The 25,219-nt window shown below is 66.0% G+C and carries 24 protein-coding genes and 3 tRNA genes; 20 read left to right on the top strand and 7 right to left on the bottom strand.

Translation table 11 applies throughout. The annotated features are described in order from the left end of the window. Positions 1-55: 55 nt before the first annotated feature. The 3 genes from ACMGRF_RS05215 to ACMGRF_RS05225 form a co-directional block, all read right to left on the bottom strand. Positions 56-1,045 carry a DUF2272 domain-containing protein gene (locus ACMGRF_RS05215; protein ID WP_049414902.1) on the bottom strand — a complete coding sequence of 330 codons (990 nt, stop codon included), beginning with the start codon at positions 1,043-1,045 and terminating at the stop codon, positions 56-58. Between the two features lie 181 nt (positions 1,046-1,226). Continuing rightward, positions 1,227-2,078: a carboxylating nicotinate-nucleotide diphosphorylase gene (gene nadC, locus ACMGRF_RS05220; protein ID WP_049414903.1), complete on the bottom strand. Its 852-nt coding sequence runs from the start codon at positions 2,076-2,078 to the stop codon at positions 1,227-1,229. Beyond that, positions 2,075-2,344, bottom strand: coding sequence for a Trm112 family protein (locus ACMGRF_RS05225; protein ID WP_005415953.1), 270 nt, complete (start codon positions 2,342-2,344; stop codon positions 2,075-2,077). Before ACMGRF_RS05225 ends, nadC begins: the two co-directional genes overlap by 4 nt. Before the next feature lie 58 nt (positions 2,345-2,402). Between ACMGRF_RS05225 and purE the strand changes: the two genes are divergently transcribed. From purE to ACMGRF_RS05240, 3 genes are all read left to right on the top strand, one after another. Then, positions 2,403-2,906: a 5-(carboxyamino)imidazole ribonucleotide mutase gene (gene purE, locus ACMGRF_RS05230; protein ID WP_005412808.1), complete on the top strand. Its 504-nt coding sequence runs from the start codon at positions 2,403-2,405 to the stop codon at positions 2,904-2,906. Continuing rightward, positions 2,903-4,051 carry a 5-(carboxyamino)imidazole ribonucleotide synthase gene (locus tag ACMGRF_RS05235; RefSeq protein WP_049414905.1) on the top strand — a complete coding sequence of 383 codons (1,149 nt, stop codon included), beginning with the start codon at positions 2,903-2,905 and terminating at the stop codon, positions 4,049-4,051. Before purE ends, ACMGRF_RS05235 begins: the two co-directional genes overlap by 4 nt. 125 nt (positions 4,052-4,176) lie before the next feature. Continuing rightward, on the top strand, positions 4,177-4,518 hold the full coding sequence (locus tag ACMGRF_RS05240; RefSeq protein WP_019659022.1) for a carboxymuconolactone decarboxylase family protein: 342 nt from the start codon (positions 4,177-4,179) through the stop codon (positions 4,516-4,518). A gap of 114 nt (positions 4,519-4,632) precedes the next feature. Here ACMGRF_RS05240 and ACMGRF_RS05245 read toward each other — a convergent pair whose 3' ends face one another. Continuing rightward, complete coding sequence (locus tag ACMGRF_RS05245) at positions 4,633-5,211, bottom strand: superoxide dismutase (protein ID WP_049435954.1); 579 nt, start codon at positions 5,209-5,211, stop codon at positions 4,633-4,635. 121 nt (positions 5,212-5,332) lie between these two features. On the opposite strand from ACMGRF_RS05245, the gene grxD reads away from it, so the two are divergent. The 11 genes from grxD to ACMGRF_RS05300 all read left to right on the top strand — a co-directional run bounded on the left by grxD (position 5,333) and on the right by ACMGRF_RS05300 (position 18,725). Further along, positions 5,333-5,653 (top strand): Grx4 family monothiol glutaredoxin, encoded by a 321-nt coding sequence (grxD, locus tag ACMGRF_RS05250; protein WP_005415957.1) that lies wholly within the window; start codon positions 5,333-5,335, stop codon positions 5,651-5,653. Next, positions 5,650-6,426 (top strand): SDR family NAD(P)-dependent oxidoreductase, encoded by a 777-nt coding sequence (locus ACMGRF_RS05255; RefSeq protein ID WP_049416391.1) that lies wholly within the window; start codon positions 5,650-5,652, stop codon positions 6,424-6,426. Before grxD ends, ACMGRF_RS05255 begins: the two co-directional genes overlap by 4 nt. 232 nt (positions 6,427-6,658) lie before the next feature. Beyond that, positions 6,659-9,880, top strand: a complete 3,222-nt coding sequence (locus ACMGRF_RS05260; RefSeq protein ID WP_080352997.1) for a carboxypeptidase regulatory-like domain-containing protein — start codon at positions 6,659-6,661, stop codon at positions 9,878-9,880. Positions 9,881-10,132: 252 nt separating this feature from the next. Next, positions 10,133-11,521, top strand: a complete 1,389-nt coding sequence (ppnN, locus tag ACMGRF_RS05265) for a nucleotide 5'-monophosphate nucleosidase PpnN (RefSeq protein ID WP_049416387.1) — start codon at positions 10,133-10,135, stop codon at positions 11,519-11,521. Between the two features lie 161 nt (positions 11,522-11,682). Further along, the gene (locus ACMGRF_RS05270; RefSeq protein WP_049416384.1) at positions 11,683-12,198 is read left to right on the top strand and encodes a GspH/FimT family pseudopilin; all 516 of its coding nucleotides are present in this window, start codon (positions 11,683-11,685) and stop codon (positions 12,196-12,198) included. Continuing rightward, positions 12,195-12,668 carry a type IV pilus modification protein PilV gene (gene pilV, locus ACMGRF_RS05275; protein WP_049416379.1) on the top strand — a complete coding sequence of 158 codons (474 nt, stop codon included), beginning with the start codon at positions 12,195-12,197 and terminating at the stop codon, positions 12,666-12,668. Before ACMGRF_RS05270 ends, pilV begins: the two co-directional genes overlap by 4 nt. A gap of 2 nt (positions 12,669-12,670) precedes the next feature. Continuing rightward, positions 12,671-13,831, top strand: coding sequence for a PilW family protein (locus ACMGRF_RS05280; protein WP_049416378.1), 1,161 nt, complete (start codon positions 12,671-12,673; stop codon positions 13,829-13,831). A gap of 2 nt (positions 13,832-13,833) precedes the next feature. Next, a complete protein-coding gene (locus ACMGRF_RS05285; protein ID WP_049416375.1) occupies positions 13,834-14,349 on the top strand; it encodes a PilX N-terminal domain-containing pilus assembly protein in 516 nt (171 codons plus the stop codon). An 11-nt stretch (positions 14,350-14,360) separates the two neighbouring features. Beyond that, positions 14,361-18,107, top strand: a complete 3,747-nt coding sequence (locus ACMGRF_RS05290) for a pilus assembly protein (RefSeq protein WP_049416373.1) — start codon at positions 14,361-14,363, stop codon at positions 18,105-18,107. A gap of 38 nt (positions 18,108-18,145) precedes the next feature. After that, positions 18,146-18,568, top strand: coding sequence for a type IV pilin protein (locus ACMGRF_RS05295; RefSeq protein WP_049416370.1), 423 nt, complete (start codon positions 18,146-18,148; stop codon positions 18,566-18,568). 80 nt (positions 18,569-18,648) lie between these two features. Beyond that, a tRNA-Asn gene (locus tag ACMGRF_RS05300) sits at positions 18,649-18,725 on the top strand. A gap of 75 nt (positions 18,726-18,800) precedes the next feature. On the opposite strand, the gene ACMGRF_RS05305 is transcribed toward ACMGRF_RS05300, so the two are convergent. After that, the gene (locus ACMGRF_RS05305) at positions 18,801-19,337 is read right to left on the bottom strand and encodes a GspH/FimT family pseudopilin (RefSeq protein WP_245150970.1); all 537 of its coding nucleotides are present in this window, start codon (positions 19,335-19,337) and stop codon (positions 18,801-18,803) included. Positions 19,338-19,465: 128 nt separating this feature from the next. Between ACMGRF_RS05305 and uvrB the strand changes: the two genes are divergently transcribed. The 3 genes from uvrB (at position 19,466) to ACMGRF_RS05320 (ending at position 21,844) form a co-directional block, all read left to right on the top strand. Then, on the top strand, positions 19,466-21,490 hold the full coding sequence (uvrB, locus tag ACMGRF_RS05310) for an excinuclease ABC subunit UvrB (RefSeq protein ID WP_049412758.1): 2,025 nt from the start codon (positions 19,466-19,468) through the stop codon (positions 21,488-21,490). Positions 21,491-21,596: 106 nt separating this feature from the next. Continuing rightward, positions 21,597-21,671, top strand: a tRNA-Val gene (locus ACMGRF_RS05315). 98 nt (positions 21,672-21,769) lie between these two features. Then, positions 21,770-21,844: transfer RNA gene (locus ACMGRF_RS05320), tRNA-Val, on the top strand. Between the two features lie 126 nt (positions 21,845-21,970). Here ACMGRF_RS05320 and ACMGRF_RS05325 read toward each other — a convergent pair. After that, positions 21,971-22,273: a hypothetical protein gene (locus ACMGRF_RS05325; RefSeq protein WP_065177376.1), complete on the bottom strand. Its 303-nt coding sequence runs from the start codon at positions 22,271-22,273 to the stop codon at positions 21,971-21,973. 182 nt (positions 22,274-22,455) lie between these two features. Here ACMGRF_RS05325 and ACMGRF_RS05330 point away from each other — a divergent pair, with 182 nt between their 5' ends. Further along, positions 22,456-22,596 carry a hypothetical protein gene (locus tag ACMGRF_RS05330; RefSeq protein WP_167692840.1) on the top strand — a complete coding sequence of 47 codons (141 nt, stop codon included), beginning with the start codon at positions 22,456-22,458 and terminating at the stop codon, positions 22,594-22,596. A gap of 96 nt (positions 22,597-22,692) precedes the next feature. On the opposite strand, the gene ACMGRF_RS05335 is transcribed toward ACMGRF_RS05330, so the two are convergent. Continuing rightward, the gene (locus ACMGRF_RS05335; RefSeq protein ID WP_049415868.1) at positions 22,693-22,977 is read right to left on the bottom strand and encodes a hypothetical protein; all 285 of its coding nucleotides are present in this window, start codon (positions 22,975-22,977) and stop codon (positions 22,693-22,695) included. 176 nt (positions 22,978-23,153) lie between these two features. On the opposite strand from ACMGRF_RS05335, the gene ACMGRF_RS05340 reads away from it, so the two are divergent. Together ACMGRF_RS05340 and ACMGRF_RS05345 are read left to right on the top strand one after the other, a co-directional pair. Continuing rightward, the gene (locus ACMGRF_RS05340; RefSeq protein ID WP_049415866.1) at positions 23,154-23,825 is read left to right on the top strand and encodes a response regulator transcription factor; all 672 of its coding nucleotides are present in this window, start codon (positions 23,154-23,156) and stop codon (positions 23,823-23,825) included. Position 23,826: 1 nt separating this feature from the next. After that, entirely contained in the window at positions 23,827-25,170 is a 1,344-nt protein-coding gene (locus ACMGRF_RS05345; RefSeq protein WP_049415864.1) for a sensor histidine kinase, read from the top strand. Positions 25,171-25,219 lie beyond the last annotated feature (49 nt).

Consider the following 25,219-nt stretch of genomic DNA (forward strand, 5'->3'; position numbering starts at 1 on the left):
CAGAGGTCGATCCTGCAAAGATGGCGGCGAACACGCGCTGGATCAAGCACGGGTATCACCGCCTCGGCGGCGGCTGGCCCGTCATCGGCGATGCGGTCGCGTTGGCCGGTACTGCCTGCATCGGCGCTGCGGAGGGTGACGGCATCACCAATGGCGCGGTCGCCGTCAACTGCAGCAGGGCCGCCCAGTCCTGGCGGTTGAAACTGCATTCGTCCTCGCGGCCTGGCGTGCAGCTGGGGTCGATGCCGGTGCTGTTGCGTTCGCGCGCCGGTGGCAGCTTGATCAATCCGGTACGGTCCAGCGGCAGCAGGCGCATCGCCACGGTGTTCATCACGTTGCCGCCCACCAGATACAGGGTCTGGTCGCCGCCGAGATTGGCGGCCACCACCACTTCGCAATGCGATTTCCAGTGGCCCACCGAACCGTTGCCCAGCGCCTGTACCAGTCCGCTGTAGCTGAGCGTGCTGCTGCGGTCGCGCAGGAAGCACAGCAGATCGCCCGGCGCGGGCTTGGCCGTGGCCGGGTCGACCAGCCGGTAGGGCACGCCCGAGGGACCGCCCTGGTACGCGGCACGGATGTAGTCGATGTGGCGTGGCGACGTGTTGAAGCCGGGAACGCCGGCCTGCACCATCACCCAGGAAATGAAAGCGGCCGACCACGGGTTGTCGATCAGGAACGCGCGGCAGTCGCTGTCGGTGTAGCGCGTACCCAGCGGTGCCACGCAGCTGCTGGCACCGGCGATGCTGCCCATTGCGTTGAGCGTGCCGCTGTTGCGCCAGTAGCCGGCCACGCGCTGCCAGGCGATCAGGCCGTTGTCAGCCAGGTGATCGCTTTCGGCTTCGGTGACGCTGAGGCTGGCGGCGCGGCCATCGCGATCGATGAAGGGACGAAACCACAACCGGTGCTCGTTGCAGGCGGTATTGCGGATGGCCACCGCCAAGGGGCTCAGGCCGAAGCGGGGAGGGACATCGCAGGCTTCAGCGGCTGCGGCGGACAAGGGGGCTGTCGCGAGCAGCAGGCAGGCAGGCAAGAGCATCCGGCGCATGCGCGGCTCCTGTGGGGGATGCCCGCAGCGTCGCAGAGGCTGGCGTAGCCGAGCCGTGAAGGCGCCCCGGGTCGTGTAGAGCCGAGCCTGCGCTCGGCTCATCGCGCAAGGCGGGTGCAGGGCGCGCCGCAGATCGAGAAGCCGCCAAGCGTGGGCTTGGCTCCACAAGGTCCCGTAGGCCTCAAGCCGGTGGCGGGCCCAGCTTCAACGACAGATCGATGGCCTGCACATGCTTGGTCAGTCCGCCGATGGAGATGCAGTCGACGCCATCCTCGGCGATCGAGCGCAGGCCGCCCAGGCCGACGCTGCCGGAGACTTCCAGCGGAATGCGCCCGGCCGTGATGCGCACCGCCTCGCGGCGCAGGTCGGGACTGAAGTCATCCAGCAGGATGCGCTCGCAACCGGCTTCGAGCGCCTGGCGCAGCTGTGCCAGGTCTTCGACCTCGACCACCAGTGGCAGCGCAGGCCACTGCCGGCGTGCGGCGGCTACCGCCGCGGCCAGCGAACCGGCGGCACGGATGTGGTTCTCCTTCAGCATCACCGTGTCGTACAGGCCGAAGCGGTGGTTCTCGCCGCCGCCGCAGCGCACCGCGTACTTCTGCGCCAGGCGCAGGCCAGGCAGGGTCTTGCGGGTGTCGAGGATACGGGTACCGGTACCGGCCACCGCGGCCACGTAGCGGGCAGTGGTGGTGGCGGTGCCGGACAGCGTCTGCAGGAAGTTCAGCGAAGTGCGCTCGGCACTGACCAGGCTGCGGCTGCGCCCGTGCAGCAGGGCCAGCACGGTGCCGGCGGTGACGGCATCGCCTTCGGCGATGCGCCATTCAATGCGCACGTCAGGGTCGAGCGCGCGGTGGGTGGCGTCGAACCAGGGGCGCCCGGCGATCACCGCATCCTGCTTGCACAGCAGGTAGGCGCTGTCGACCTGGTCGGGGAGCAGGGCGGCGGTGACGTCACCGCTGCCCAGGTCCTCGGCCAGTGCGCGCGCGACATCGGCGGCGACAACGGCCGCATCCGGCGTCGGCAGCGTGCTCATGCGGCCGGGAAGTCGGCGATCTGGGCGGTCGGAATGGCTTCCTCGGCCAGCAGCACCGGGATGCCGTCGTCGACGCGGAACACCTGCTTGCGGTCACGGGTGACCAGCGCCTCGCGCAGCGGCTGCGCCAGCGGGTTGCCATCGGCCTTGGTCACCGTGCCGGCGGAAATGGCCTTGTTGAGGGCTTCCAGGCCCTTGCCATCCAGCAGGGACAGGGGCTGGCGGGTGTCCGGCGACACCAGCAGGTCGAGCAGCTTGCGATCCATGGTTCTTCGTCTTGCGTGGAAGATGGCTAGAATACGTCTTTAAGGCAGGTGACGGCCAATGACCCCCAACCCGATCGCGCCGCTTGTCGGCATCGTCATGGGTTCCCGTTCCGACTGGGAAACCATGCAGCACGCCGCCCAGAAGCTTGAAGCCCTGGGTGTTCCGTTCGAAGTGAAGGTGGTGTCCGCGCATCGGACGCCGGATGTGTTGTTCAGTTACGCCGAGCAGGCGGGCCCGCGTGGCCTGCGCGCGATCATCGCCGGTGCCGGCGGGGCCGCGCACCTGCCGGGCATGATCGCGGCCAAGACCGCCGTGCCGGTGCTGGGCGTGCCGGTGCAGTCCAAGGCCCTTAACGGAATGGATTCACTGCTGTCGATCGTGCAGATGCCGGCCGGCATCCCGGTCGCCACCTTCGCCATCGGCAACGCCGGCGCCTCCAACGCCGCGCTGTTCGCGGCGGCGATGCTGGCCAGCGACCAGCCGGCGATCGGTCAGGCGCTCGATGCCTTCCGTGCACGCCAGACCGAAGACGTGATGGCTCACGACGATCCGCGCCAATGAGCCTGACCGTCGGCATCCTGGGCGGCGGCCAGCTCGCCCGCATGATGGTCCTGGCCGGTGCGCCGCTGGGGCTGCACTTCGAACTGTATGACCCGGCGGCCGACGCGTGCAGCGGCCCGCTGGCGCCGCTTACCGTGGGCGCCTTCGATGACCGCCAGGCCCTGGCGGACTTCGCTGCCAAGGTCGATGTGGTCACCTTCGATTTCGAGAATGTGCCGGCCGACAGTGCACAGTTCCTGGCCGACCGCGTGCCGGTCTATCCGCCGCCGGCCGCGCTGGCGGTGGCCCAGGACCGGTTGAGCGAGAAGACCCTGTTCCAGCAGCTGGGTATTCCGCTGCCGGCCTTCGCCGACATCCGTAACCGCGACGAGCTGGCGGCGAAGGCGGCTGAGTTCGGCCTGCCGTGCATCCTCAAGACCCGCCGCCTCGGCTACGACGGCAAGGGTCAGTTCCGCCTGCGCAGCGAAGCCGACATCGACGCCGCATGGGATGCGCTGGGTGCCCAGGTGGAGCGCACCGGACTGATCCTGGAAGGCTTCGTGGCCTTCCAGCGCGAGGTCAGCGTGGTGGCCGTGCGTGGCCGCGATGGCAGCTTCGAAGCGTGGCCGGTCACCGGCAACTGGCATGTCGACGGCGTGCTGTCGGCCAGCGTGGCACCGGCGGTGCTGTCCGACGCCGAGCAGCAGGCAGCGATCGGCTATGCGCGCCGTGTCGCCGAACACCTGCAGTACGTCGGCGTGTTCGCGCTGGAACTGTTCTGCCGTGATGGTGAGCTGCTGGCCAACGAGATGGCGCCGCGCGTGCACAACTCCGGCCACTGGACCATCGAAGGCAGCGAGACCTCGCAGTTCGAGAACCATCTGCGTGCCGTGCTGGGCCTGCCACTGGGCAGCACCCGCATGCTCGGCCACGCCTGCATGCTGAACTGGCTGGGCGAGATGCCCGATCCGTTGCCGGTGCTGGCCCAGGCCGGCGGCCACTGGCACGACTACGGCAAGCTGCCGCGTGAGGGCCGCAAGGTCGGCCATGCCACCCTGCGCGACGACGAGGCCGATGCGCTGGCCGATGCGCTGGACCAGGTCGGGCTGGAGCTGGACCGCCAGGCCCAGGTGGCGCCGGCAGTGCACGCGCTGCGCAACCGCTGAGCCCGGGCGTGCCGGCCAATGGCCGGCACAACCCTGCATGCCTGCAACGGTGTGGCGCGCCGGTGCAGGCGTCGGCGCACCATTGCCGGTGGTAGCGTGGAGCTCCTTTCACAGGAGTCACGACCATGCTCGACTGGAATGCCTACCGCAAGGAACTGAAGGGCCGCATCGGCGAGATCGGCAAGCTCTCGCCGGACACGGTCAAGGGCTACGCCACCCTGGCCAATGCCGGTGCCCAGACCAACCATCTGGATGCCAAGACCCGTGAGCTGATCGCACTGGCGGTGGCGGTGACCACCCGCTGCGACGGCTGCATCACCGTGCACGTGGACGCTGCGCTGAAGCATGGCGCCAGCCGCGAGGAAATCGCCGAAGCACTGGGCGTGGCGGTGTCGCTCAACGCCGGCGCGGCGCTGGTGTATTCGGCACGGGTGATGGACGCGGTGGCCGCGCACGAAAACGCGTGAAGCCACGCTCTGTTTCCCGGTAGTGCCGGCCGCTGGCCGGCAATTCCTGCATCTTTGTATGCCCAGTGGGATGCCGGCCAGCGACCGGCACTACCCCGGGGCCGAGCCGCTGCCTCAGCGCAGCTGGCTCTCGGCGAAATCCCAGTTGACCATCTGCCAGAAGGCATCCAGGTAACGCGCGCGATCATTCTGGTAGTCGGTGTAGTAGGCGTGCTCCCAGACATCGCAGCACAGCAGCGGGGTGCTTTCGCCGGTCAGTGGCGTGCCGGCGTTGCGGGTGGCCTGGATGCCCAGCTGGCCACCGGGGTGCTGCACCAGCCACACCCAGCCCGAGCCGAACAGGCCCAGCGCAGTGCGGTTGAATTCCTCGCGCAGGCGCTGCGCGTCACCGAACTGGCGCTTGACCAGCTCGCCCAGCCGGCCCTGCGGCTCGCCGCCGCCACGCGGGCGCAGGCACTGCCAGTAGAAGCCGTGGTTCCAGGCCTGGGCGGCCGCATCGAACAGCGTGCCCTGGGCATGGCGCACGATCTCTTCCAGTGACGCCTCCTCCCACTCGGTGCCGAGAGTGCCGGCGTTGACCGCGTCGACGTAGGCGCGGTGGTGGCGGCCGTGATGCAACTCAACGGTCTGCGCGGACAGGTGGGGCTGCAGGGAGCCGGGGAGGTAGGGCAGGGCAGGCAATTCGACGGGCATGGACAGGTTCGTGGCCAGGGGGACGGCGGCAGCCTGTTCCATCCGCTTACAATGGCGGCTACCGTGGGCAGTCTAGCCGACCATCACGGTCGGTTTGTCCGGCGAAGCAAGGAGTGTGGTTGTGGCGGTAATGCAGCAAATCCAGGCCGAGGTCGATCGTTACCCGCTCGTGCTGTTCATGAAGGGCACCCCGCAATACCCGATGTGCGGCTTTTCCAGTCGCGCCGTGCAGGCGTTGATGGCAGCCGGCGCCGTCACCCTGCGCACAGTCAACGTGCTCGAAGAGCCGGAGATCCGCGCCAACCTGCCGCGCTTTTCCAATCTGCCGACCTTCCCGCAGCTGTTCATCAACGGTGAGTTGATCGGCGGCTGCGACATCGTCATGGAACTGTTTGAATCCGGCGAGCTCAAGCGCATCGTCGAAGAGGCGACCCAGGGATGAGTGCCTGGCCGTCGACGTCACCGACTGACGGGGCGATTGATGGCCGTCCGTTGCAGGATCGCGTCGTACTGGTCGCCGGCGCCGGGGGCGGGCTGGGCAGTGCCGCGGCGGTCGCCGCAGCTGCAGCCGGGGCCACCGTGGTCCTGCTGGGACGCAAGCCGCGCCGGCTGGACCGGGTCTATGCCCAGGTCCAGGCGGTCGGTCCGGAACCTCTTCTGTACCCGCTGGACCTGGAAGGTGCCGGCCCCGATGACTATGCCGAACTGGCCCAGGCCCTGCAGCGCGAGCTGGGGCGGCTGGACGGCCTGCTGGTCTGTGCCGCTCACTTCCCGGGCCTGACCCCGTTCGAACTGGCCGACCCGGCCAGCTTCGCCCGTGCCATCCATGTCACCTTGACGGCGCCCGCCTGGTTGGCCCAGGCCTGCCTGCCGCTGCTGCGGCAGCGCGAGGATGCCGCCCTGGTGTTCGCGGTCGATGCCCCCGACCGGGTGGGGCAGGCCTATTGGGGCGGGTACGGCGTGGCCCAGCACGGCCTGCGTGGCCTGATCGCCAGCCTGCACGATGAACTGGGCCGCAGTCCCGTCCGGGTCAGCGGCCTGTACCCCGGCCCCCTGCGCACGGCGCTGCGGGCACGTGCCTATTCCATCGACCAGGACCCGGCTGCGCAAGGCCCGGAAGCCGCGGCGGCCGCGGCGGTGACCCTGCTGTCCGCCGCTGGGAGCACCTGGCGCGGGCAGATTCTCGACGCCAGTGGGATGCCCCGGGAAAAGTGAGTCCCGTGGAAAGGCGGAGTGAAGAACCCGTCACGATTGCGTTGCGAACCGGTGCCGTTTGTCGCACAACCGTCACATTGATGGCGTAGCGTGTTAATCTAGTGTTAACCGTTAGGGCTGCCTTCAGCCGAGCGGTAGGGAACCCCAGATAACTCTCCGATCAGCCACCCGCAGGGCTGCTTGGATGCGCTTTTTTTCCGCCATCGCCAACTCGCATCGAGGCTACCGAAAAATGACCCACCCACTCCGGATGTCCAAGCTCACCCTTGGTCTCGTGGCTGCACTTGCTGCCGCTCCCGCCTTCGCCCAGAGCAGCACCTCCGCCGGTGTCGGCGGCCAGGTGATGTCCGCTGCAGGCCAGCCTGTCGCCGGCGCTGAAGTCACCATCACGCACACCGAGTCGGGCACTGTTTCGCGTGCCACCACCGATGCGTCGGGCCGGTACAACGCGCGCGGCCTGCGCGTGGGTGGTCCGTACACCATCACCATCACCAAGTCCGGTGAAGGCACCAAGACCGAGGAAGGTGTCTACCTGAACCTGAACCAGGTCAACACCGTCAACGCCAACCTCGGCGGTGATCTGGCTGCGACCAACCTGGACGCGGTGAACGTTGTTGCCACCGCCGGCGGCCTGGACCTGTTCAGTGCCAACAAGATGGGCACCGGCACCAACGTGACCCGCGAAACGATGGATGCGCTGCCGTCGGCCAGCCGCAACATCCAGGACTACGTCCGTCTCGATCCGCGCATCTCGCAGGTCAGCAAGGCGGACGGCGCGATCTCGGCTGGCGGCCAGAACACCCGTTACAACGCCATCCGCATCGACGGCATCAGCGCCTCCGATCCGTTCGGCCTGGGTTCCAACAACCTGCCGACCGAGCGTCAGCCGGTGTCGATGGACGCCATCCAGGAAATCAACATCGACCTGGCCAACTACGACACGACCATCGCCGGTGGCACCGGCGCGGTGATCAACGCCGTGACCAAGTCGGGTACCAATGAATTCCACGGCACCGTGTACGGTTCGTACCGCGACAAGGACATGGTCCGCTCGCGCCTGGAAGGCGACAGGCAGGACTTCAACGGCTTCGAGGACGAGAAGACCTACGGCATGACCTTCGGCGGCCCGATCGTCAAGGACAAGCTGTTCTTCTTCACCAACTATGAAAAGTACGAGCGCTCGGCTGCCGGCGTCGCCCTGAGCGACACGCCGATCGGCCGTGGCACCATCACCCAGCAGCAGATCACCGATGTCCAGAACTTCCTGGGCAAGCTGGGCTACGACCCGGGCAGCCTGACGGCGCCGAACAGCAAGACCGAGATCGAAGAGTATGCGGTCAAGCTGGACTGGAACATCAACGAGAACCACCGTGCGGCCCTGCGCTACAACAAGATGGAGCAGAACGTCGTTCGCTTCCCGCAGGTCAGCAGCAGCGCCATCTCGCTGAGCAACTTCTGGTACCAGCAGCCGACCCAGTACGAAACCTGGATGGGCGAACTGTTCAGTGACTGGTCCGAGAACTTCTCGACCGAGTTCAAGGTCTCGCACAAGGATTACTCGGCCAACCGCGTCCCGCTGGTCGACATGCCGCAGATCCGCATCAAGTCGGGCAACGATTCGCTGTACGTCGGTACCGAACAGAACACCCACGTCAACATCGTCGAGTCGAAGGAACTGAGCGCCTTTGGTGCCGGTACCTGGTACATCGGTGACCACACCGTCAAGTTCGGCTTCGATTACTCGAAGAATGACCTGATGAACTTCTACGGCCGCAACCTCAACGGCGTGTACGAATTCAACAGCGTCAACGACTTCCTGGCGGGCAAGGCTTCGCGTTACCAGCTGCGTGCTCCGCGCGCCGATGGCAGCCGCAGCGACATCCCGGCCGACTTCACCCTGAAGAACACTGGCGTGTTCGTGCAGGACACCTGGGCGATCAACTACAACCTGAACCTGATGTTCGGCGTGCGCATCGACATGCCTGACTTCAGCACCCAGCGCCTGTACAACCCGCGCATCGAGCAGCTGTACGGCTTCAACAACACCAAGCTGGTCGACAAGAACCTGGTGCAGCCGCGCGTCGGCTTCAACTACACCTTCGACAGCGATCGCCCGACCCAGCTGCGTGGTGGCGTGGGCCTGTTCGGCGGCGCCGCCCCGAACGTGTGGCTGGCAGGTGCCTACCAGAACACCGGCCTGAACTACATCGAGTACGACGAGCGCAGCATCCCGGCCGGTGCCTTCACTCCGGACGGCAACAACCCGTACATCCCGGCCGGCGGCCCGGCTTCGGCCCGTCAGAACGTCGACATCATCGCGCCGGGCACCCGCCTGCCGTCGGTGTGGAAGGCCAACCTGGCGTTCGACCATGAGCTGCCGTGGTACGGCATCGTGGCATCGGCCGAAGTGCTGTTCACCAAGGTCAAGGACGGCATCTACTTCGACCGTCTGGACGTGTCGGCGCCGACCGCCTTCGGGCAGGATGGCCGCGCGATCTACTGGAACGCTGCTGGCCGCAACCAGGCCAATACCCGTATCGACAAGGGTGTCGACTACGGCATGTCGACCGGTACCAAGGGTGCGGTTGACCGCGCCAACCGCCCGTCCGACATTGGCGACGTTCTGGTCCTGCGCAACACCGACAAGGGCCGCGGCACCCAGGCCACCTTCTCGCTGGCCAAGCCGCTGACCGAGAACTGGGGCTGGTCGCTGGGTTACACCTACACCAAGTCGACCGAAGTCAGCCCGCTGTCCAGCTCGCAGAACACCTCGAACTGGAACAACACGCTGATCTTCAATGCCAACGAGAACGTGGCCTACAACTCGCGTTACGCGATGAAGGACCGTATCACCGGTACCCTGGAGTGGAAGCACAACTTCTTCGGTGACAACGCCACCCGCGTCGGCCTGTTCTACGAAGGCCGTTCGGGCCGTCCGTACAGCTACATCTTCTACAACGATGCCAACGGCGACGGTGCTGCCACCAACGACCTGTTCTACGTGCCGAAGGGTCCGGGCGACGTGCTGTTCACCGGCGGTGCCGCGATGGAGAAGCAGTTCTTCGACTGGCTGGCGCAGAACCCGGAACTCGATGCCTACCGTGGCAGCGTGGTCCCGGCCAACCGCCACCGCGCCTCGTGGGTCAACAGCTTCGACGTCCGCGTCAGCCAGGAATTCCCGGGCTTCATGAAGGGTCACAAGGGTGAAGTCGCCCTGGACATCATGAATGTCGGCAACCTGCTGAACAAGAAGTGGGGCCTGATCGACGACTACGGCTTCTACTCGACCCGTCGCGTTGCCAACTACGCAGGTATCGACCCGGCCACCGGCAAGTACGTGTACTCCTTCACCGGTTCGACCGACAACCCGTCGGTGCAGGAAAACAACAACGACAAGGGCAATACCGCCGTGTCGCGTTGGTCGATGCAGCTGACCCTGAAGTACAAGTTCTGATCCATCAGCGCTTGAAGTGGTAAGTGGAAACGGCCGGGGAAACCCGGCCGTTTTCCGTTCAGGCGAAAGTCCTTGCAGGGCTTGGGGCAACGGCGTAGCATCCAGAAATGTGCGCGGTGCCAACGCCGCCGATGCGGTCCCGGAAAGGCGGACGCGGGCAGCACTCATCCAACGGTCGGTCTTCCCGGCCGTTTTGCTTTTTAAGGGGGCGGCAGTACAGTCGGAAACCTTGAAGGAAGCGAAAAATTGGATATGACCACGAACGAAAAATCGGCCCGTGCACTGCCGGTGCAGGATGCGCGGATCTACCCGCGCGGTGGGCTGGATGTGCTGTCGCGGGCCGAGGTGGCCCGCCTGCGCGATGCCTCCGCCGGCGGCATGCATGAGCTGCTGCGCCGCTGCGCGCTGGCCGTGCTGACCAGCGGCAGCGCCTCGGACGATCCGCGCGCCGCGCGCGATCTCTACCCTGATTTCGACATCCAGGTGGCGCAGCAGGATCGCGGCGTGCGGATCGATCTGGTCAACGCGCCGGCGATGGCCTTCGTCGACGGCGAGATCATCCGCGGCGTCGCCGAACTGCTGTTCGCCGTGGTGCGTGACCTGGCCTACATGGCCATCGAGATGGGCCCGGCCTATGCGGCCGAGCTGGAGTCGTCCGAGGGCATCACCAATGCGGTGTTCGGCCTGCTGCGCAACGCGCGCATCCTCAATCCGGGCGACCCGAATCTGGTCGTCTGCTGGGGCGGACACTCGATCTCGCGCGACGAATACCTGTACACCAAGCAGGTGGGCTATGAGCTGGGCCTGCGCGGCCTGGACATCTGCACCGGTTGCGGCCCCGGTGCGATGAAGGGCCCGATGAAGGGTGCCACCATCGCCCATGCCAAGCAGCGCCGTACCGTGACGCGTTACATCGGCCTGACCGAGCCGGGCATCATCGCCGCCGAGTCGCCGAACCCGATCGTCAACCACCTGGTGATTATGCCGGACATCGAGAAGCGCCTTGAGGCCTTCGTCCGCATCGGCCACGGCATCATCGTGTTCGCCGGTGGCGTCGGCACCGCCGAAGAGATCCTGTACCTGCTCGGCATCCTGCTGCGCGAGGAGAACAGGGACCTGCCGTTCCCGCTGATCCTGACCGGCCCGACGGTAGCGGCACCGTACTTCGAGCAGATCGATCGCTTCATCCGCCTGACCCTGGGCGATGCGGCGGCCGAGCGCTACGAGATCATCATCGGCGACCCGGTCGCGGTTGCGAAGAAGATGGCCAGCGGCATCAAGCGCGTGCGCGAGCACCGCCTGGCGCAGAAGGACTCGTTCTTCTTCAACTGGTCGATCGAGATTCCGTGGGAGTACCAGCAGCCCTTCGTACCCACCCACGAAGCGATGGCAGCGCTGGACCTGCACCACGGGCGTGCCCCGCACGCGCTGGCGGCCGACCTGCGCCGCGCGTTCTCGGGCATCGTCGCCGGCAACGTGAAGGAAGACGGCATGCGCCGCATCGAGCAGTTCGGGCCGTTCCAGATCCACGGCGACCCGGACATGATGCAGGCGCTGGATGCGCTGCTGCGCGCCTTCGTCGAGCAGCGCCGGATGAAGATCTCCGGCGAATACCAGCCCTGCTACCAGGTGCTGGCCTGAACCCGGGCCGGCGCGATGGGGATCGCGCCGGCACTGGCAGGGGAGGGCGGGTCGTCAAGCCTTTGACGCCCGTCGCCCCGGATTGACCGTTCATCCTGCCGCCGCTTGCCGGTGGCGGGGCGATGGCCCATCGTGGCCACCAACACGCTGGGGAGCGTCCAATGTCTTTGCGCCGGCAAAACGGCTTCACGCTGGTTGAACTGATGGTCACCATCGCCGTGGTGGCGATCCTGGCTGCGATCGCCTTTCCAAGTTTCCAGAGCACGATCCGTTCGAGCCGGGTGAGCTCGACCAACAACGAGGTCCTGGGCCTGCTCAGTCTTGCCCGCAGCGAGGCGATCCGCAGCAACCGCGGTGGCGGCGTCTGTGGAAGCAGCGACGGTGCCAGCTGTGATGGTGCCTGGTCGGGCGGCATGCTGGCCTTTGCCGATGCCAATGGCGACGGTGCGCTGTCGGCAGGTGAAACCGTCCTGCGCTTCGTCAGTGGCAATCCCAAGCTGAAGATCACTGGGCCGGCCACGGAGATCGCCTTCGACGGGCGCGGCCGTCGCCGCGCCAGCGCCGAGCAGGATGTACGGCTGGAGCCGGACGTCTGCAGCAAGGGCGCACTGCACAAGCGCACACTGACGGTGAACGCCTCCGGGCAGATCCGCAGCACTAAGGAAGCCTGTCCATGACCACCCGTACCTTCCGCGCGCGCCAGGCCGGGGGCTTCACCCTGCTGGAAGTACTGATCGCCATCATCGTGTTGGCGTTCGGCCTGCTGGGTTTTGCTCTCTTGCAGACCATGAATGTCCGCTTCGTGCAGAGCGCCAATTATCGAACCCAGGCCACCAACCTTGCGTACGACCTGACCGAGCAGATGCGCAGCAACCGCTTCCAGGCGGCCTGGTACACCGGCGCGTCGTTCGCGGCAGGCAGCAAGACCGCCGCCACCGCGTGCACCAGCGATACCGGCGACGTCTCCATTGAAAAGAAGATCGCGCGCTGGCAATGCCAGGTGGTGAAGGCGCTGGGCGACGATGCAGGCGCCGATGTCACCTTCAATGGCGGCGTGGTCAATGTGGCCATCACCTGGGGCGACCAGCGCTGGGATCCGGATGACCCGGACAAGGCCACCACCTTTGCATTGGCTACGGAGCTGTGAGCATGCGCCTGAACCGACGTGCCACCATGGCCGGCCTGTCGCTGGTGGAACTGATGATCGCCCTGGTAATCAGCCTGGTGCTGATGCTGGGGGTGGTGCAGGTCTTCATGGCCTCGCAGGCTGCCTCGCGCCTGTCCGAGGGGGCCTCGCGCGTGCAGGAGAACGCCCGTTTCGCGCTGGATTTCCTTGAGCGCGACATCCGCATGGCCGGGCACATGGGCTGCGTGAACGACCAGGCCCACGTGGTGAAGAACCAGGGCGATCCGGTATCGCATCTGGGTGCATCCTCGGGCGATGGCAGCCCGCTTGATTTCAGCGTTTCCATCCAGGGCTTCGATGCACCGGGAACCGCACCGGGCGGGAGGCTCGCACTCGGGGCGACATGGTCCGCACCGTCAGCGCTGCCGGCAGCGATCACCCGGCTCAGCCCTGCGCCGGCAGGCGGAAGCGATGTGCTGGTGCTGCGCTACCTGGCCCCTGAGGGGGTGCCGGTGACCGGCATTTCGTCCAGTGGCGGCAATGCGCTTCTGGACATGGACAGCACCCGGGTGGCCAGGCTCACCTCGGGGGGCGTGGCGGCACCGACCTTGTTCGGCATCGCCGACTGTGCCCATGCGGACATCTTCGCCGGTACGTTGAGTGCGGCACGTGTGACCGCGCCCTCGCTGGACCTGTCGCGCTATGCAGCGCAGCCGACCGGGCAGACGATGCTCTATCGCGCCGAGTCGATGGTCTATTACGTCGGCATCAATCCGGAGACCGGTCAGCCGGGCCTACGCCGTGCGCGCGCCAACAGTGCTGGCGCCTATGCGGTCAATGAAGAACTCGTGGAAGGCATCGAAAGCCTGCAGCTGCTGTATGGCCTGGACAGTACCGCCAACATCAGCCTGGGCACGCCGCCGGCCGGCAACATCACCCGCCTGGCCGCCGCGACTGGCGTCAGCAGCAACGCTAACGCTGCCGGTGCCGCGCAGTGGCTGCGGGTGGGGCAGGTGCAGGTGGGGCTGCTGGCACGCAGCCCGACGCCGTCGTCTTCGAGCACGCCGGCCAACCCGCTGTCGGTACTCGGCGTGGGCTTTGCCAGCAGTGACAGGCCTGACGGCCGCTACCGCTCCAGCTATGAAGTCTCGATTGCACTGCGCAATCGCCTGTTCGGGAACTGATCATGACGACCTTCTCACGTTCGTTCAGGCCCGCCTCCGCTCGCGCCCAGCGCGGCGCCGTGCTCTATGTCGCGTTGATCATGCTCATCCTGCTGGCGCTGCTCGGCATTGCGGGCATGCAGGTGGCCGGCATGCAGGAGAAAATGGCAGCGAACTACCGCGCCGCCAACCGGGCCTTCCAGAACTCGGAGGGCGTGGTGCGTGCGGCCGAACGCTCGGTGGAGAAAATCGCCAACCGTCAGGATGTGGGGAACGACAGCCTGGTGCAGTCCAGCACTCTGTCGCGGGTCTGCGATGACGGCTTCGATCCGGCCATCTGGGCTGAAAGCCACCGCAACCAGATGCGTCCTGCGGTCAATGTCCGCCAGATTGACAGCTGTGTGATGGGCGAATCGTCGCTCGACATGGGCCGTCCGCTGGAAGACGTCACGCCGATCTACCAGATCACCGGCTTCGCGACCGACGACGCCGATGCGAGCTCGTCGTCGGTTGTCATCGATACCGTATTCAAACTCTGAGGACGCAGGCCATGGCTTCGCGCAAATTCCGTTTCATGGCCGCAGGCGGCGCCGCACTGGCGCTCGGGGGGGGCTATGTCATCTACAGCCTGATGGCGGCCCAGGCCCAGGGCACGCTGGCGCAGGCGCCGCTGAACATCCAGGTGCAGACGCCGCCGGCCTTCCTGATGGCGCTGGATGATTCCGGCTCGATGCTGTGGGAAACGTTGAACAACACGCGCGATGGCGTGTACCGCTGGGATGGCAGTGGCTTCTACAACCAGGGTGCCGTCAACGGCTACGATGGGTCTGGGCAGCGCTACCTGTACGTCTTCCCCAGCTATGGACGCGACGACCAGGTAGCCATCCCGCCGCTCGACAGCTTCGGTTTCGCCCGATCGCCGGACGTCAACCCGTCCTACTACGACCCGCGTGAGATCTATCCTGGCTGGAAGACCGGCTTGTCCGATACAGCCCTTGCCAACTATCTGGACATCAGGGCGTCCAGCGCGCCGCTGGACCCGCGTCCGGGCAATGCACCGAACAAGATCGCCGGCGCGCTGGACCTGACTGTGGACTCGCTGTTGACCAGCATGGACACCGGCGGGCGGACCGGCGCGAACTGGCGCTTCCGCTTCCGTTCCGGCATGACGCTGCCGGTCGGAACGCGTATTGAGCGTGGGCGATGCAACCTGAGCGGTGGGGCTGTCCGGCAGGAAGGCTCGTTCGACAACGTGACGCGCCAGACTACCATCAGCAGCTCAAGCTGCGATGCTGCCGTCGCCTTCTATCCGGCTACGTTCTTCCTGGCAGATCCGTCCACGCTGCCGGCGGAATATGGGTACACCGCAGCTCCTGTTGCCGTTGCAAATCCTCCGGGCGGCCGTCCGGGTACGTTGTACAAGTACGAAATCAAGCTTGCGAACTTCGGCAACAATCAAGCGAAGTACAACGCTGCCATGCAGAGCTTCGCCAACTGGTTCAGCCTGTACCGGACGCGACGCGAAGCGCTGATCGGTGCGGCCACGAATGCGCTGTACGACACTACCAATCTGCGCGTGGGCTGGTTCCGTATCAATGGCCGCCGCGCGGTGACCATGTTCAACATGACCAACGAGCCGGAGAAGCAGCAGCTGCTCAGCCAGATCATCGGCGAAATGCGGGCCAGCAGCAGTACGCCCAATCGTTCCGCCGCACAGTACCTTGGCGAACAATTCCAGCGCACGGATCAGAACGCGCCGGTACTCCTGTCATGCCAGAAGAACGCGGGCATGCTGTTCACCGATGGCTATATCAATGAGTCCGGCAACACGACGCTGATGAAGGATCTCGTAGCGCCGTACTACAACAGTTCTCTCGTGCCGGGCAAGGAGACCAATTCCGTGCCGGTGCCGGCCGAGTGCAAGGGGCCGAATCCAAATCCGTCGCTGGATTGCAAGACCCACCTGCACATGAATTTCTACGGCGTGACGCTGGGCACGCAGGGCAAGGAGTTCGGCGTCCGTTACCTGCCGGATCCGCTGCGCCCGTGGGTGCTCAGCCCCGACCCGTACGTCGTCAAGCCCAACTTCCCGACGACGACGCAGGACCTCAAGCCTGAGGCCGTTGATGAGCTGTGGAACGCGGTCTATGACACCCGCGGTGAAATGGTCAACGCTACGCGCCCGGCCGAAATCACTGCAGCCATGCGCCGCATCATCAGCAACGTCGCCCAGGGCGCCACGCCGTCCGGCTCGCGTTCGCTGACCGGCGCACGCATCGGCGTCGGCTCGTTGTCGGTGGAGCCGTTCTACGAGGCCACCAACAACGGCACCGACTGGTACAGCAAGTTGCGCGCCTTCAAGCTGAGCGTCGAGCCGTCCACCCGCAAGATCGTTTCGGAAGAGGCCTGGGAAGCATCTGCGAAGATGCCGGCGCCTGCATCACGCCGCATCCGGTTCTGGCGCAACGGCGCGCTGGAAGACTTCACCGGCAGCAATGTCAGCCTGGCCAATCTGTGCACCAAGTCGTCGACGCTGTATCCGGGCATCCTGATCTGCAGCGCGTCCGAGCTGGCCGGCCTGACAACGGATTCCACCACGGCCGTGGCCTACCTGCGTGGTGAAACCTCCGGCGAGAAGCGCAACGGCGGCAAGCTGCGTGATCGCAGCACGGTACTGGGCGACATCATCACCTCCACCCCGGTGCTGAGTTCGCCTCTGGATGACTATGGGTTTGGCCGCCTCCCGGGCACGATGGGCAGCAGTTACGCCGCCTACATGACCACCAAGCGCAATGGTCGCCGCTACATGGTCTACGCCGGCGCCAACGACGGCATGTTGCATGCCTTCGATGGTGGCATGGGCGCCGACGGCCAGATGGACGCCGACGGTGGCAAGGAGCGGTTCGCCTACATTCCCTCGACCGCGTTGGGCCACATGGGCAACCTGTTGCTGCCCAACGACCCGACCAACCAGAACGCCCAGCGTTTCCAGCACCGTTACTACGTCGATGGCCCGGTGACGATCAGCGACACCTACGGCAGCAACGGGTGGACCACGTCACTGGTGGGCACGGCCGGTGCCGGCGGCCGCAGCGTGTTCGCGCTGGATGTGTCCGATCCGGGCAACTTCGGCGCCACCGGCTCCCTGCTGTGGGAGATCAGTGACCTCGATGCTTCGCTTGACGATGCTGTGCGCGCCAACATCGGCCATGTGCTGGGCAAGCCGGTGATCGTGCCGGTGAAGAATGCCGACGGTTCGGTGGGCTTCAAGGCGATCTTCGGCAACGGCTACGAGAGCAGGAGTGGCAAGGCGGTACTGTTCGTGGTTGACATGGTGGCAGGCCGCACGCCGACCATCCGCATGATCGAGGCGATCGAGTCGGGTACCAACCTGCCGTCGGGCAGCAACGGGCTGGGCAACATTGTGGTGGTTGATCGCTGGGGCGGAACCGGGCAGAACGCGCAGGTGCGCGATGGCCTGGCCGATACGGTCTATGGCGCCGACAAGCGTGGCGTTATCTGGAAGTTCGACCTGCGCGGGACCACCGCGCCAACCGTACCGTTGTTCACCACCGATACCCATGTCGATCCCGCCGACCGCCGGACCTACCGTCAGCCGATCACCGGTGGCATGACGGTGACCACCGGACCGTCCGGTGGCGTGATGCTGATCTTCGGCACCGGCAGCTTCTCCTACTACGGTGACGAGAGCGATACGGCGGTGCAGGCGTTGTACGGTATCAACGACACCGCAGCGGGCCAGCCGACGACGACGCTGACCTCGGCAAACCTGAGCTCGTATACGGCCGAGATCGGTTCCGGCGTGCGGACATTGCGTGGCGGGACCGTGCCTACGGTCAGCCGCGGCTGGACCGTGGTGCTGGCCAACAAGGAGCGTGCGGTCGGTAATCCGAGGATCGTGTCCGGCGTGGTGTTCTTCCCGACCTATATTCCGTCCGACGCTCAGGGTTGCTCGGTGGACGGTGCGAACTGGTTGCTCGGCCTGCAGGCCAGCACCGGCCAGGCCGCGATGTCGCAGGTGCGCTTCGGAGCCCCCGACGGCCGATCGCCGGGGGCGGGTACGGCCGGCGTTGCTCTCAACACGGGCGGCAACGCGCCGGTGAGGGATGTGACGACGTCGGTGGTGCCGCGCCTGGCGCCGCCGGACAGCACTCCCGGCAACCCGCCGCCGCAGCCGCCCGGCGAGGCGTGCCTGATGCAGATCTCGGTGGCCGGCGCTGATCCGATGTACCTGCCGTACCCCTGCGGCCGTCAGTCCTGGAGGCAGATCCAGTGACCGGCGTCCATTCTTCCCCGGCAGCAGGAGCCCGTGCAATGCGCCAATCTTTCGCGGCGGGTCGTCTGGCCCGCGGTTTCACCCTGATCGAGCTGATGATTGTGGTCGCGGTCGTGGCAATCCTCGCCGCGATCGCGTACCCGAGCTACAGCGAACATGTGCGCAAGTCGCGCCGGGCCCAGGCCAAGGCCGACCTGGTCGAATACGCACAGTTGGCCGAGCGCTTCCACACGGTCAACAACACCTACGTCGGTTTCAAGTTCCCGGGCAATGCCGATTCGATCAACTCCCCGCGCGAGGGCGGCACGGCGGCCTACACCCTGTCCATGCAGACTGCGCAGTCCACATTCACCTTCACCGCCACAGCCGTCAACGCACAGGCGAAGGACAAGTGTGGAAATCTGACGCTCAACCAGGCCAACGTGAAGACCGCCAAGACCACGCTGTCCGAGTGCTGGTGACACTGCTGGAAACAGACGACGCAAGCATGTGAACGGGAGTGTTGCACTCCCTGTTCGACGTGATTACAATGCGCGTCCCCGCCCGAATAGCTCAGCCGGTTAGAGCACTTGACTGTTAATCAGGGGGTCGTTGGTTCGAGTCCAACTTCGGGCGCCAGACGTTACACATCAAAGGCTTGCGGATTTCCGCAGGTCTTTTTTGTTGCCTGCTTGAGAGCGCAGGGGCATCGTTTCAACAGGCTTGTCCAGTCCGCGTGGTGGACGAACGCGCCCGCCCACTGTTGCTGACGATGACCCGCGCGTGCTCGCGTCCCCGCACGCAGATTTGCAGTGTCAGGTTGCTGCCGGGGCTGCGGCCATCCGGCTGGAAATAGAGTTGCGGTCGCCCGCTGCTGCTGGCCGCACTGATCGTGACATCCGGGCGGCCGCCCTGATGCAGGACAATGGCATCGGCCGTGGATGGGGGCTGCCACGCGCCTGCGGCCCGGTAGGCAATCCAGCCCTGGCTCCAGTCGTCCCCGCAGCGCTGGCCGTCCGCGCTGGCGCAGAGGCCGATCAGTTCGCGACGCATGATGGCCTGGCTGCGTGCCGTTGCCAGGGCGGCCTGCAGGCTGAACCGGGTGGCTTCCGCGCGCTGGTGCAGCAGCAGCGCCTGCAGCGAGGGCCAGCCGGCGGCCAGCAGCACGGCCAGTACCGCCGTGACGACCAGGATTTCGATCAGGTGCATGCCGCGTGACGCGGCGCGGCTGGAAGTGTAGTCAGGGCGCATGCATCCAGCCTCCGCGCCCGGCTGTGCGACCGCCATCGGGAAACCCCGTAGCGTCCTGCCCGGCAGCCCCTCAGCCGGCCGTCACTCCTCGCCCCGTATACTCACCCTTCCCGGGAACTGGCAACACCATGAGCGACAGTTTTGAACTTGTCTCGCCGTATTCGCCGGCGGGCGACCAGCCCGATGCCATCGCGAAGCTGACCAGCAACTTCGAGGCCGGCATCGCCAAGCAGACCCTGCTGGGCGTGACCGGCTCGGGCAAGACCTACACCATCGCCAACGTCATCCAGAACATTCAGAAGCCGACGCTGATCATGGCGCCGAACAAGACGCTGGCGGCGCAGCTGTATGGCGAATTCAAGGCGTTCTTCCCGCACAACGCGGTGGAGTATTTCGTCAGCTATTACGACTACTACCAGCCCGAAGCCTACGTGCCGTCGTCGGACACCTTCATCGAGAAGGACAGTTCGATCAACGAACACATCGAGCAGATGCGGCTGGCCGCGACCAAGACCCTGCTGTCGCGCCCGGACGCGATCGTGGTGGCGACGGTGTCGGCGATCTATGGCCTGGGCGCGCCGGAAGACTATCTGTCGCTGCGCCTGATCCTGTCCAAGGGCGAGCGCATCGACCAGCGCGACCTGATCAACCACCTGACCCAGCTGCAGTACACGCGCAATGAGTACGAGCTGCAGCGCGGTACCTTCCGCGTGCGCGGCGAAGTGATCGACGTGTTCCCGGCCGAGTCGGACAGCGAAGCACTGCGCCTCGAACTGTTCGATGGCGAGGTCGAGAAGATCACCCTGTTCGACCCGCTGACCGGCGAGACGCTGCGCAACATGCAGCGCTTCACGGTCTACCCGAAGACGCACTATGCGACCACGCGCGAGCGGGTGCTGGCGGCGATCGAGACGATCAAGGTGGAGCTGAAGGAGCGGCTGGAGCAGCTGTACGCACAGAACAAGCTGGTGGAGGCACAGCGCCTGGCCCAGCGCACCCAGTTCGACCTGGAGATGATGGCCGAGGTCGGTTACTGCAACGGCATCGAGAACTACTCCCGGCACCTGACCGGCAAGAATGCCGGCGAGCCGCCACCGACCCTGTTCGACTACCTGCCGCCGGATGCGCTGCTGGTGATCGACGAATCGCATGTGACCATTCCGCAGATCGGCGCCATGTTCAAGGGTGACCGCTCGCGCAAGGAAACCCTGGTTGAGTTCGGTTTCCGCCTGCCGTCGGCGCTGGACAACCGCCCGCTGCGCTTCGAGGAATGGGAGGAGCGCTGCCCGCGCAGCATCTACGTGTCGGCCACGCCCGGGCCCTATGAACTGCGTGAAGCCGGTGACGAGATCACCGAACTGGTGGTGCGTCCGACCGGCCTGATCGACCCGGTGGTGGAGATCAGGCCGGTCGGTACCCAGGTCGACGACCTGATGAGCGAGGCCAACGCGCGCATCAAGGCGGGCGACCGCGTGCTGGTCACCACGCTGACCAAGCGCATGGCTGAAAACCTCACCGAGTACCTCACCGAACACGGTATCCGCGTGCGCTACCTGCACTCGGACGTGGATACGGTCGAGCGCGTGGAGATCATCCGCGACCTGCGCCTGGGCAAGTTCGACGTGCTGGTCGGCATCAACCTGCTGCGCGAAGGCCTGGACATGCCCGAGGTATCGCTGGTGGCGATCCTCGATGCCGACAAGGAAGGCTTCCTGCGCTCCACCGGCTCGCTGATCCAGACCATCGGCCGCGCCGCACGCAACGTGCGCGGCAAGGCGATCCTGTACGCCGACAAGATCACCCGCTCGATGCAGGCGGCGATCGATGAGACCGACCGGCGCCGTGCCAAGCAGGTCGAGTACAACGAAGAACATGGCATCGTGCCGCGCTCGGTGGCGCGCCCGATCGTCGATGTCCTCGAAGGCGCGCGTTCGGATGCCGCCGAGAAGGAAGCCAAGAAGGGTAAGGGCAAGGGCCGGGCGGGTGTGGCCGAAGAAGCGGCCGACTATCGTTCGCTGTCTCCGGCGCAGCTGGCGACCCGTCTCAAGGCGCTGGAACAGCAGATGTACCAGCACGCCAAGGACCTGGAATTCGAGGATGCCGCACGGGTGCGTGACCAGATCCGGCAGCTGAAGGAAGCCAGCCTGGGCTGAACGTGGCAGTGCAGCATCATCTTCACAAAAGTGTTGCGCTTCACGGCCCGCATCCGTAATATACGCGGCCTGCACCGACGCAATCGCGGAAATGCAGAAGCAAAACGGGCGGTTAGCTCAGCGGTAGAGCACTACCTTGACATGGTAGGGGTCACAGGTTCGAACCCTGTACCGCCCACCACGAAGTCCTCGGAAGAGGGCTGTCGTGAAATGCAAAGCCCGGCCCTGGCGCCGGGTTTTTACGTAACAAGGCCAGCCTTCGGGCGGCAAGAACACGATGGGCGGTTAGCTCAGCGGTAGAGCACTACCTTGACATGGTAGGGGTCACAGGTTCGAACCCTGTACCGCCCACCACCTGCTCCCGGCGTTGCCGGTGAAGTGGTGGAAACGATGAAAGCCGGCCCCGAGGCCGGCTTTTTTCGTTCCGGGGAGCCTGGCGTTCCCGCGAAGCTGCATCCGTGCCGGTTCAGTGGCATGAAATCAGTGGGTAATGCTGATCGAACGCTGGATGCGCCACTGGCCGTCGACGCGTTCCCACAGCTGCGCCACACCTACCCGGGCCAGCGCAGGATGAGGGCTGGCGCCAGTGTCGTCTGGCGATTGCTGGCTGCCCAGCCGCAGCACGCGGTCCTGGCGCAGGTGATAGAGCTGAAGGGGCTGCGCTTCATGCATGGCCTGCCGATCCTCGGTGCGCAGGATCTGGCTGCGCAGGGCATCCTCGGTGGGCCCGCAGCCGTCGCCGAACAGGCTGGAGAACAGCAGGATCAGGGCAAGCATCGGCATGGCACGGTGCTCCAGCGGGAAAGTGCGTGCAGGCTGGCATGGTCGGCCGGGCACCGCAGCCGGCCTGCGACGAAGGCGGGGATTGGGCCGCCAAAGGCAGGCAGATGGCGATGAATCCGGGCTGCGCAGGCGTAGACTCGGCGCTGCTGCGCAACTGCGCCATTACTGCAAGGAACTGCCGCATGGGTGATCACGTCCCGGTGTCCAGGCCCAATCCGCTCCTGGAACACCTGTTCGGCGGCAACATGCTGGAAGGCACGTTCAAGGCAGTGATCTGGGTCGCAATCCTTAGCGCGCTGCTGGCGTGGACCACGCTGCGCTGAATGACGCTGCCGCGCCGGGCCTGCCGGGTTGCGGGTCCTGCTGACCCGATGACTCCCGCTGCCGCCGGTGCGGCGGCAGTGCCTGTGCGCGTGCCGTCAGGCGCTGAAGGCCTGGCGCAGGCTGCGCAGGGTGGCCTGGCGGTGTTCCCTGGCCGTTGGCTCGCCCATCTCCAGCTCCTGCAGGCGCAGTCCGACCAGGGTCATCGACAACGCATAGCCGTGTGCCGCGTCGGCAACGCGTGACAGGCCCACTGCACGGCGGGCCAGTGCATTCACATGTTCAAGGTCGGGCATCAGTCCCAGATAGGCGCGTTCTGCGCTGTCCAGGTCCGGTGCACGCAGGATCGCGTGGGCGTCTGCGGTGTGGGAGACGGAGGCCATGGGGGTCCTTGTCAGGGGCAGCGACAGCATCGTTCGGCCACGTTGCGGGTGATGGCTGCGCATGCTGAAGGGGCAACATTGTCAGAACATTGCGCCTGCAACCGCTGGCATGCATGGGCGCAAAACCATGGCCCCAGGCACTATGATCGGCAGCGTTTCCGGTAGACGAGTTCCTGATGCGCATCCTCCTGGTCGAAGACGATCCTGATCTGTCCCGCGCCCTGCAATCGGGCCTGGAGCGGCAGGGCGTGGTCGCCGACGTGGTCGGCAGCCTGGCCGAGGCCGCGCTCGCATTGCGCGAACCGGTGCACCAGCTGCTGCTGCTCGACCGCCAGCTGCCCGATGGTGATGGTGCTGGATTCGTCGCGTCGGCGCGTGCGCTGCGGCCGAATCTGGCGGTGATCATGCTGACCGCCAAGGGCACGCTGTCGGACAAGGTCGAAGGCCTGGACGTCGGTGCCGATGACTATCTGGTCAAGCCGGTGGCGATCGAGGAACTGATGGCACGCATCCGCGCCGTATCGCGCAGGCCTTCGGCGATGGTGACGCCGAGCCTGCGGCTGGGGCGGCTCGAGTTCGATTTCGAATCGCTGCAGGCACAGGTGGAGGGCCAGCCCCTGGCATTGCCACGTCGGCAGGTGCTGGTGCTGCAGGCGTTGGCGATGCGGCAGGGCCGCACGGTTACCCGCAGTGCCCTGGAGGCTGCAGTGTACGGGTTCGATGATGAGATCCAGTCCAATGCGCTCGATGCGCATATCTCCAAGCTGCGCAAAGCGCTGCAGCAGGCCGGGGCGGGGGTGGAGATCCACGTGATCCGCGGCGTCGGCTACCTGCTGGCGGAGGCCTGAGATGGCCCGTCCGATCCGTTCGATCACCCTTGGCCTGGCTTGGCGCCTGTTCCTGGCGCAGGCCTTCACCGTACTGTTCGCGGTGGTCGCGTTGATCCTGACCTGGGGTGACAAGGACTCCTGGGGCATGGACATGTTCGTTGCCGAGGCGGTGGCCAAGGCGGTGCACAGCGAAGGCGGCCGCCTGGTGCTGGACCAGGCGCGCTGGGACAAGCTCGATGCCAACGCCGGGGGAAATCTCTGGTTCGCCGCGGTGGATGACAAGGGCATGTGGCTCGAGCGCGGCACCATCCCAGCGATCCACGCGCCGATGCTGGCGCGGCTGCCGACCGTGGGCGCCACGGAACTGGGCTCGCTGGTGCCCCCCTACCTGGACGTGGCGCGGGTGATGATCCGCAACGAGGACGGGCGCCGCATCACCGTGATGGTCGGTGGCGCGCCCAAGGGCGGGCTGCTGGATGGCGCACTGATGGTGCTGCGCCTGATCGGCCTGTGGTTCTTCCTGCCATTGATCGTGGTCACCCTGCTGGTGATGCCGACCGTGATCCACCGTGCCATGCGCGGTGTGCGCCGTTCTGCGCAGCAGGCCAAGGAACTGGACATCGGCCAGCCCGGTGCGCGGCTGGATGCGCGGCTGGTGTCCACGGAAGTGGCGCCGCTGGTGGAAGCGTTCAACGATGCCATCGACAAGGTGCAGCAGGGCTACGCCGCGCGCGACAAGTTCCTCGCCGACGCGGCGCACGAGCTGCGCGTGCCGATCGCCGTGGTGCAGGCGCGCCTGGCGCAGCTGCCACAGGGTGAGCTGAAATCGCAGTTGCTGACCGACGTGGCGCGGCTGGGCAATGTTGCCGAGCACCTGCTCGATCTGCAGCGCCTTGACCGCAATGTCGGCGCATTGCAGCGGCTGGACCTGGCTCTGCTGGTGCGTGAGGCCGCCGCGGACCTGGCGCCGTTGGTGGTGGGCGCCGGCTATGGATTCGAAGTGGACGCGCCGGAATCGCCGGTGTGGATCCACGGCGACAGTCTGGCGCTGGGGCGGGTGATTGCCAACCTGGTGCACAACGCGATCGTGCATGGTGGTGGCCGTGGCACCATCTGCGTGCGGCTGGATACGCGTGGCTTGCTGGAAGTCAGCGATCAAGGCGCGGGCATTCCAGTGGGCGACCGCGAGGCGATCTTCGAGCCGTTCCATCGCCTGCGCGCGGCGGGCAGCGGCAGTGGCCTGGGCCTGCATCTGGTGAAGGAGATCGTGCAGCACCACGGTGGCTCGGTCAGTGTCGGTGAGGCTGCGGGAGGCGGCGCAAGCTTCCGGGTCAATTTCCATCGCGGCAGCGTCCGGCGCTGACGCGTTTGCGGGGCAAGTCCCGATAGGCAACCTGCCGCCGGTAGCGGCA

This window comes from Stenotrophomonas sp. EMP41 (genome assembly GCF_047495535.1).
In the GTDB taxonomy this organism is placed as follows: Bacteria; Pseudomonadota; Gammaproteobacteria; order Xanthomonadales; family Xanthomonadaceae; genus Stenotrophomonas; species Stenotrophomonas sepilia.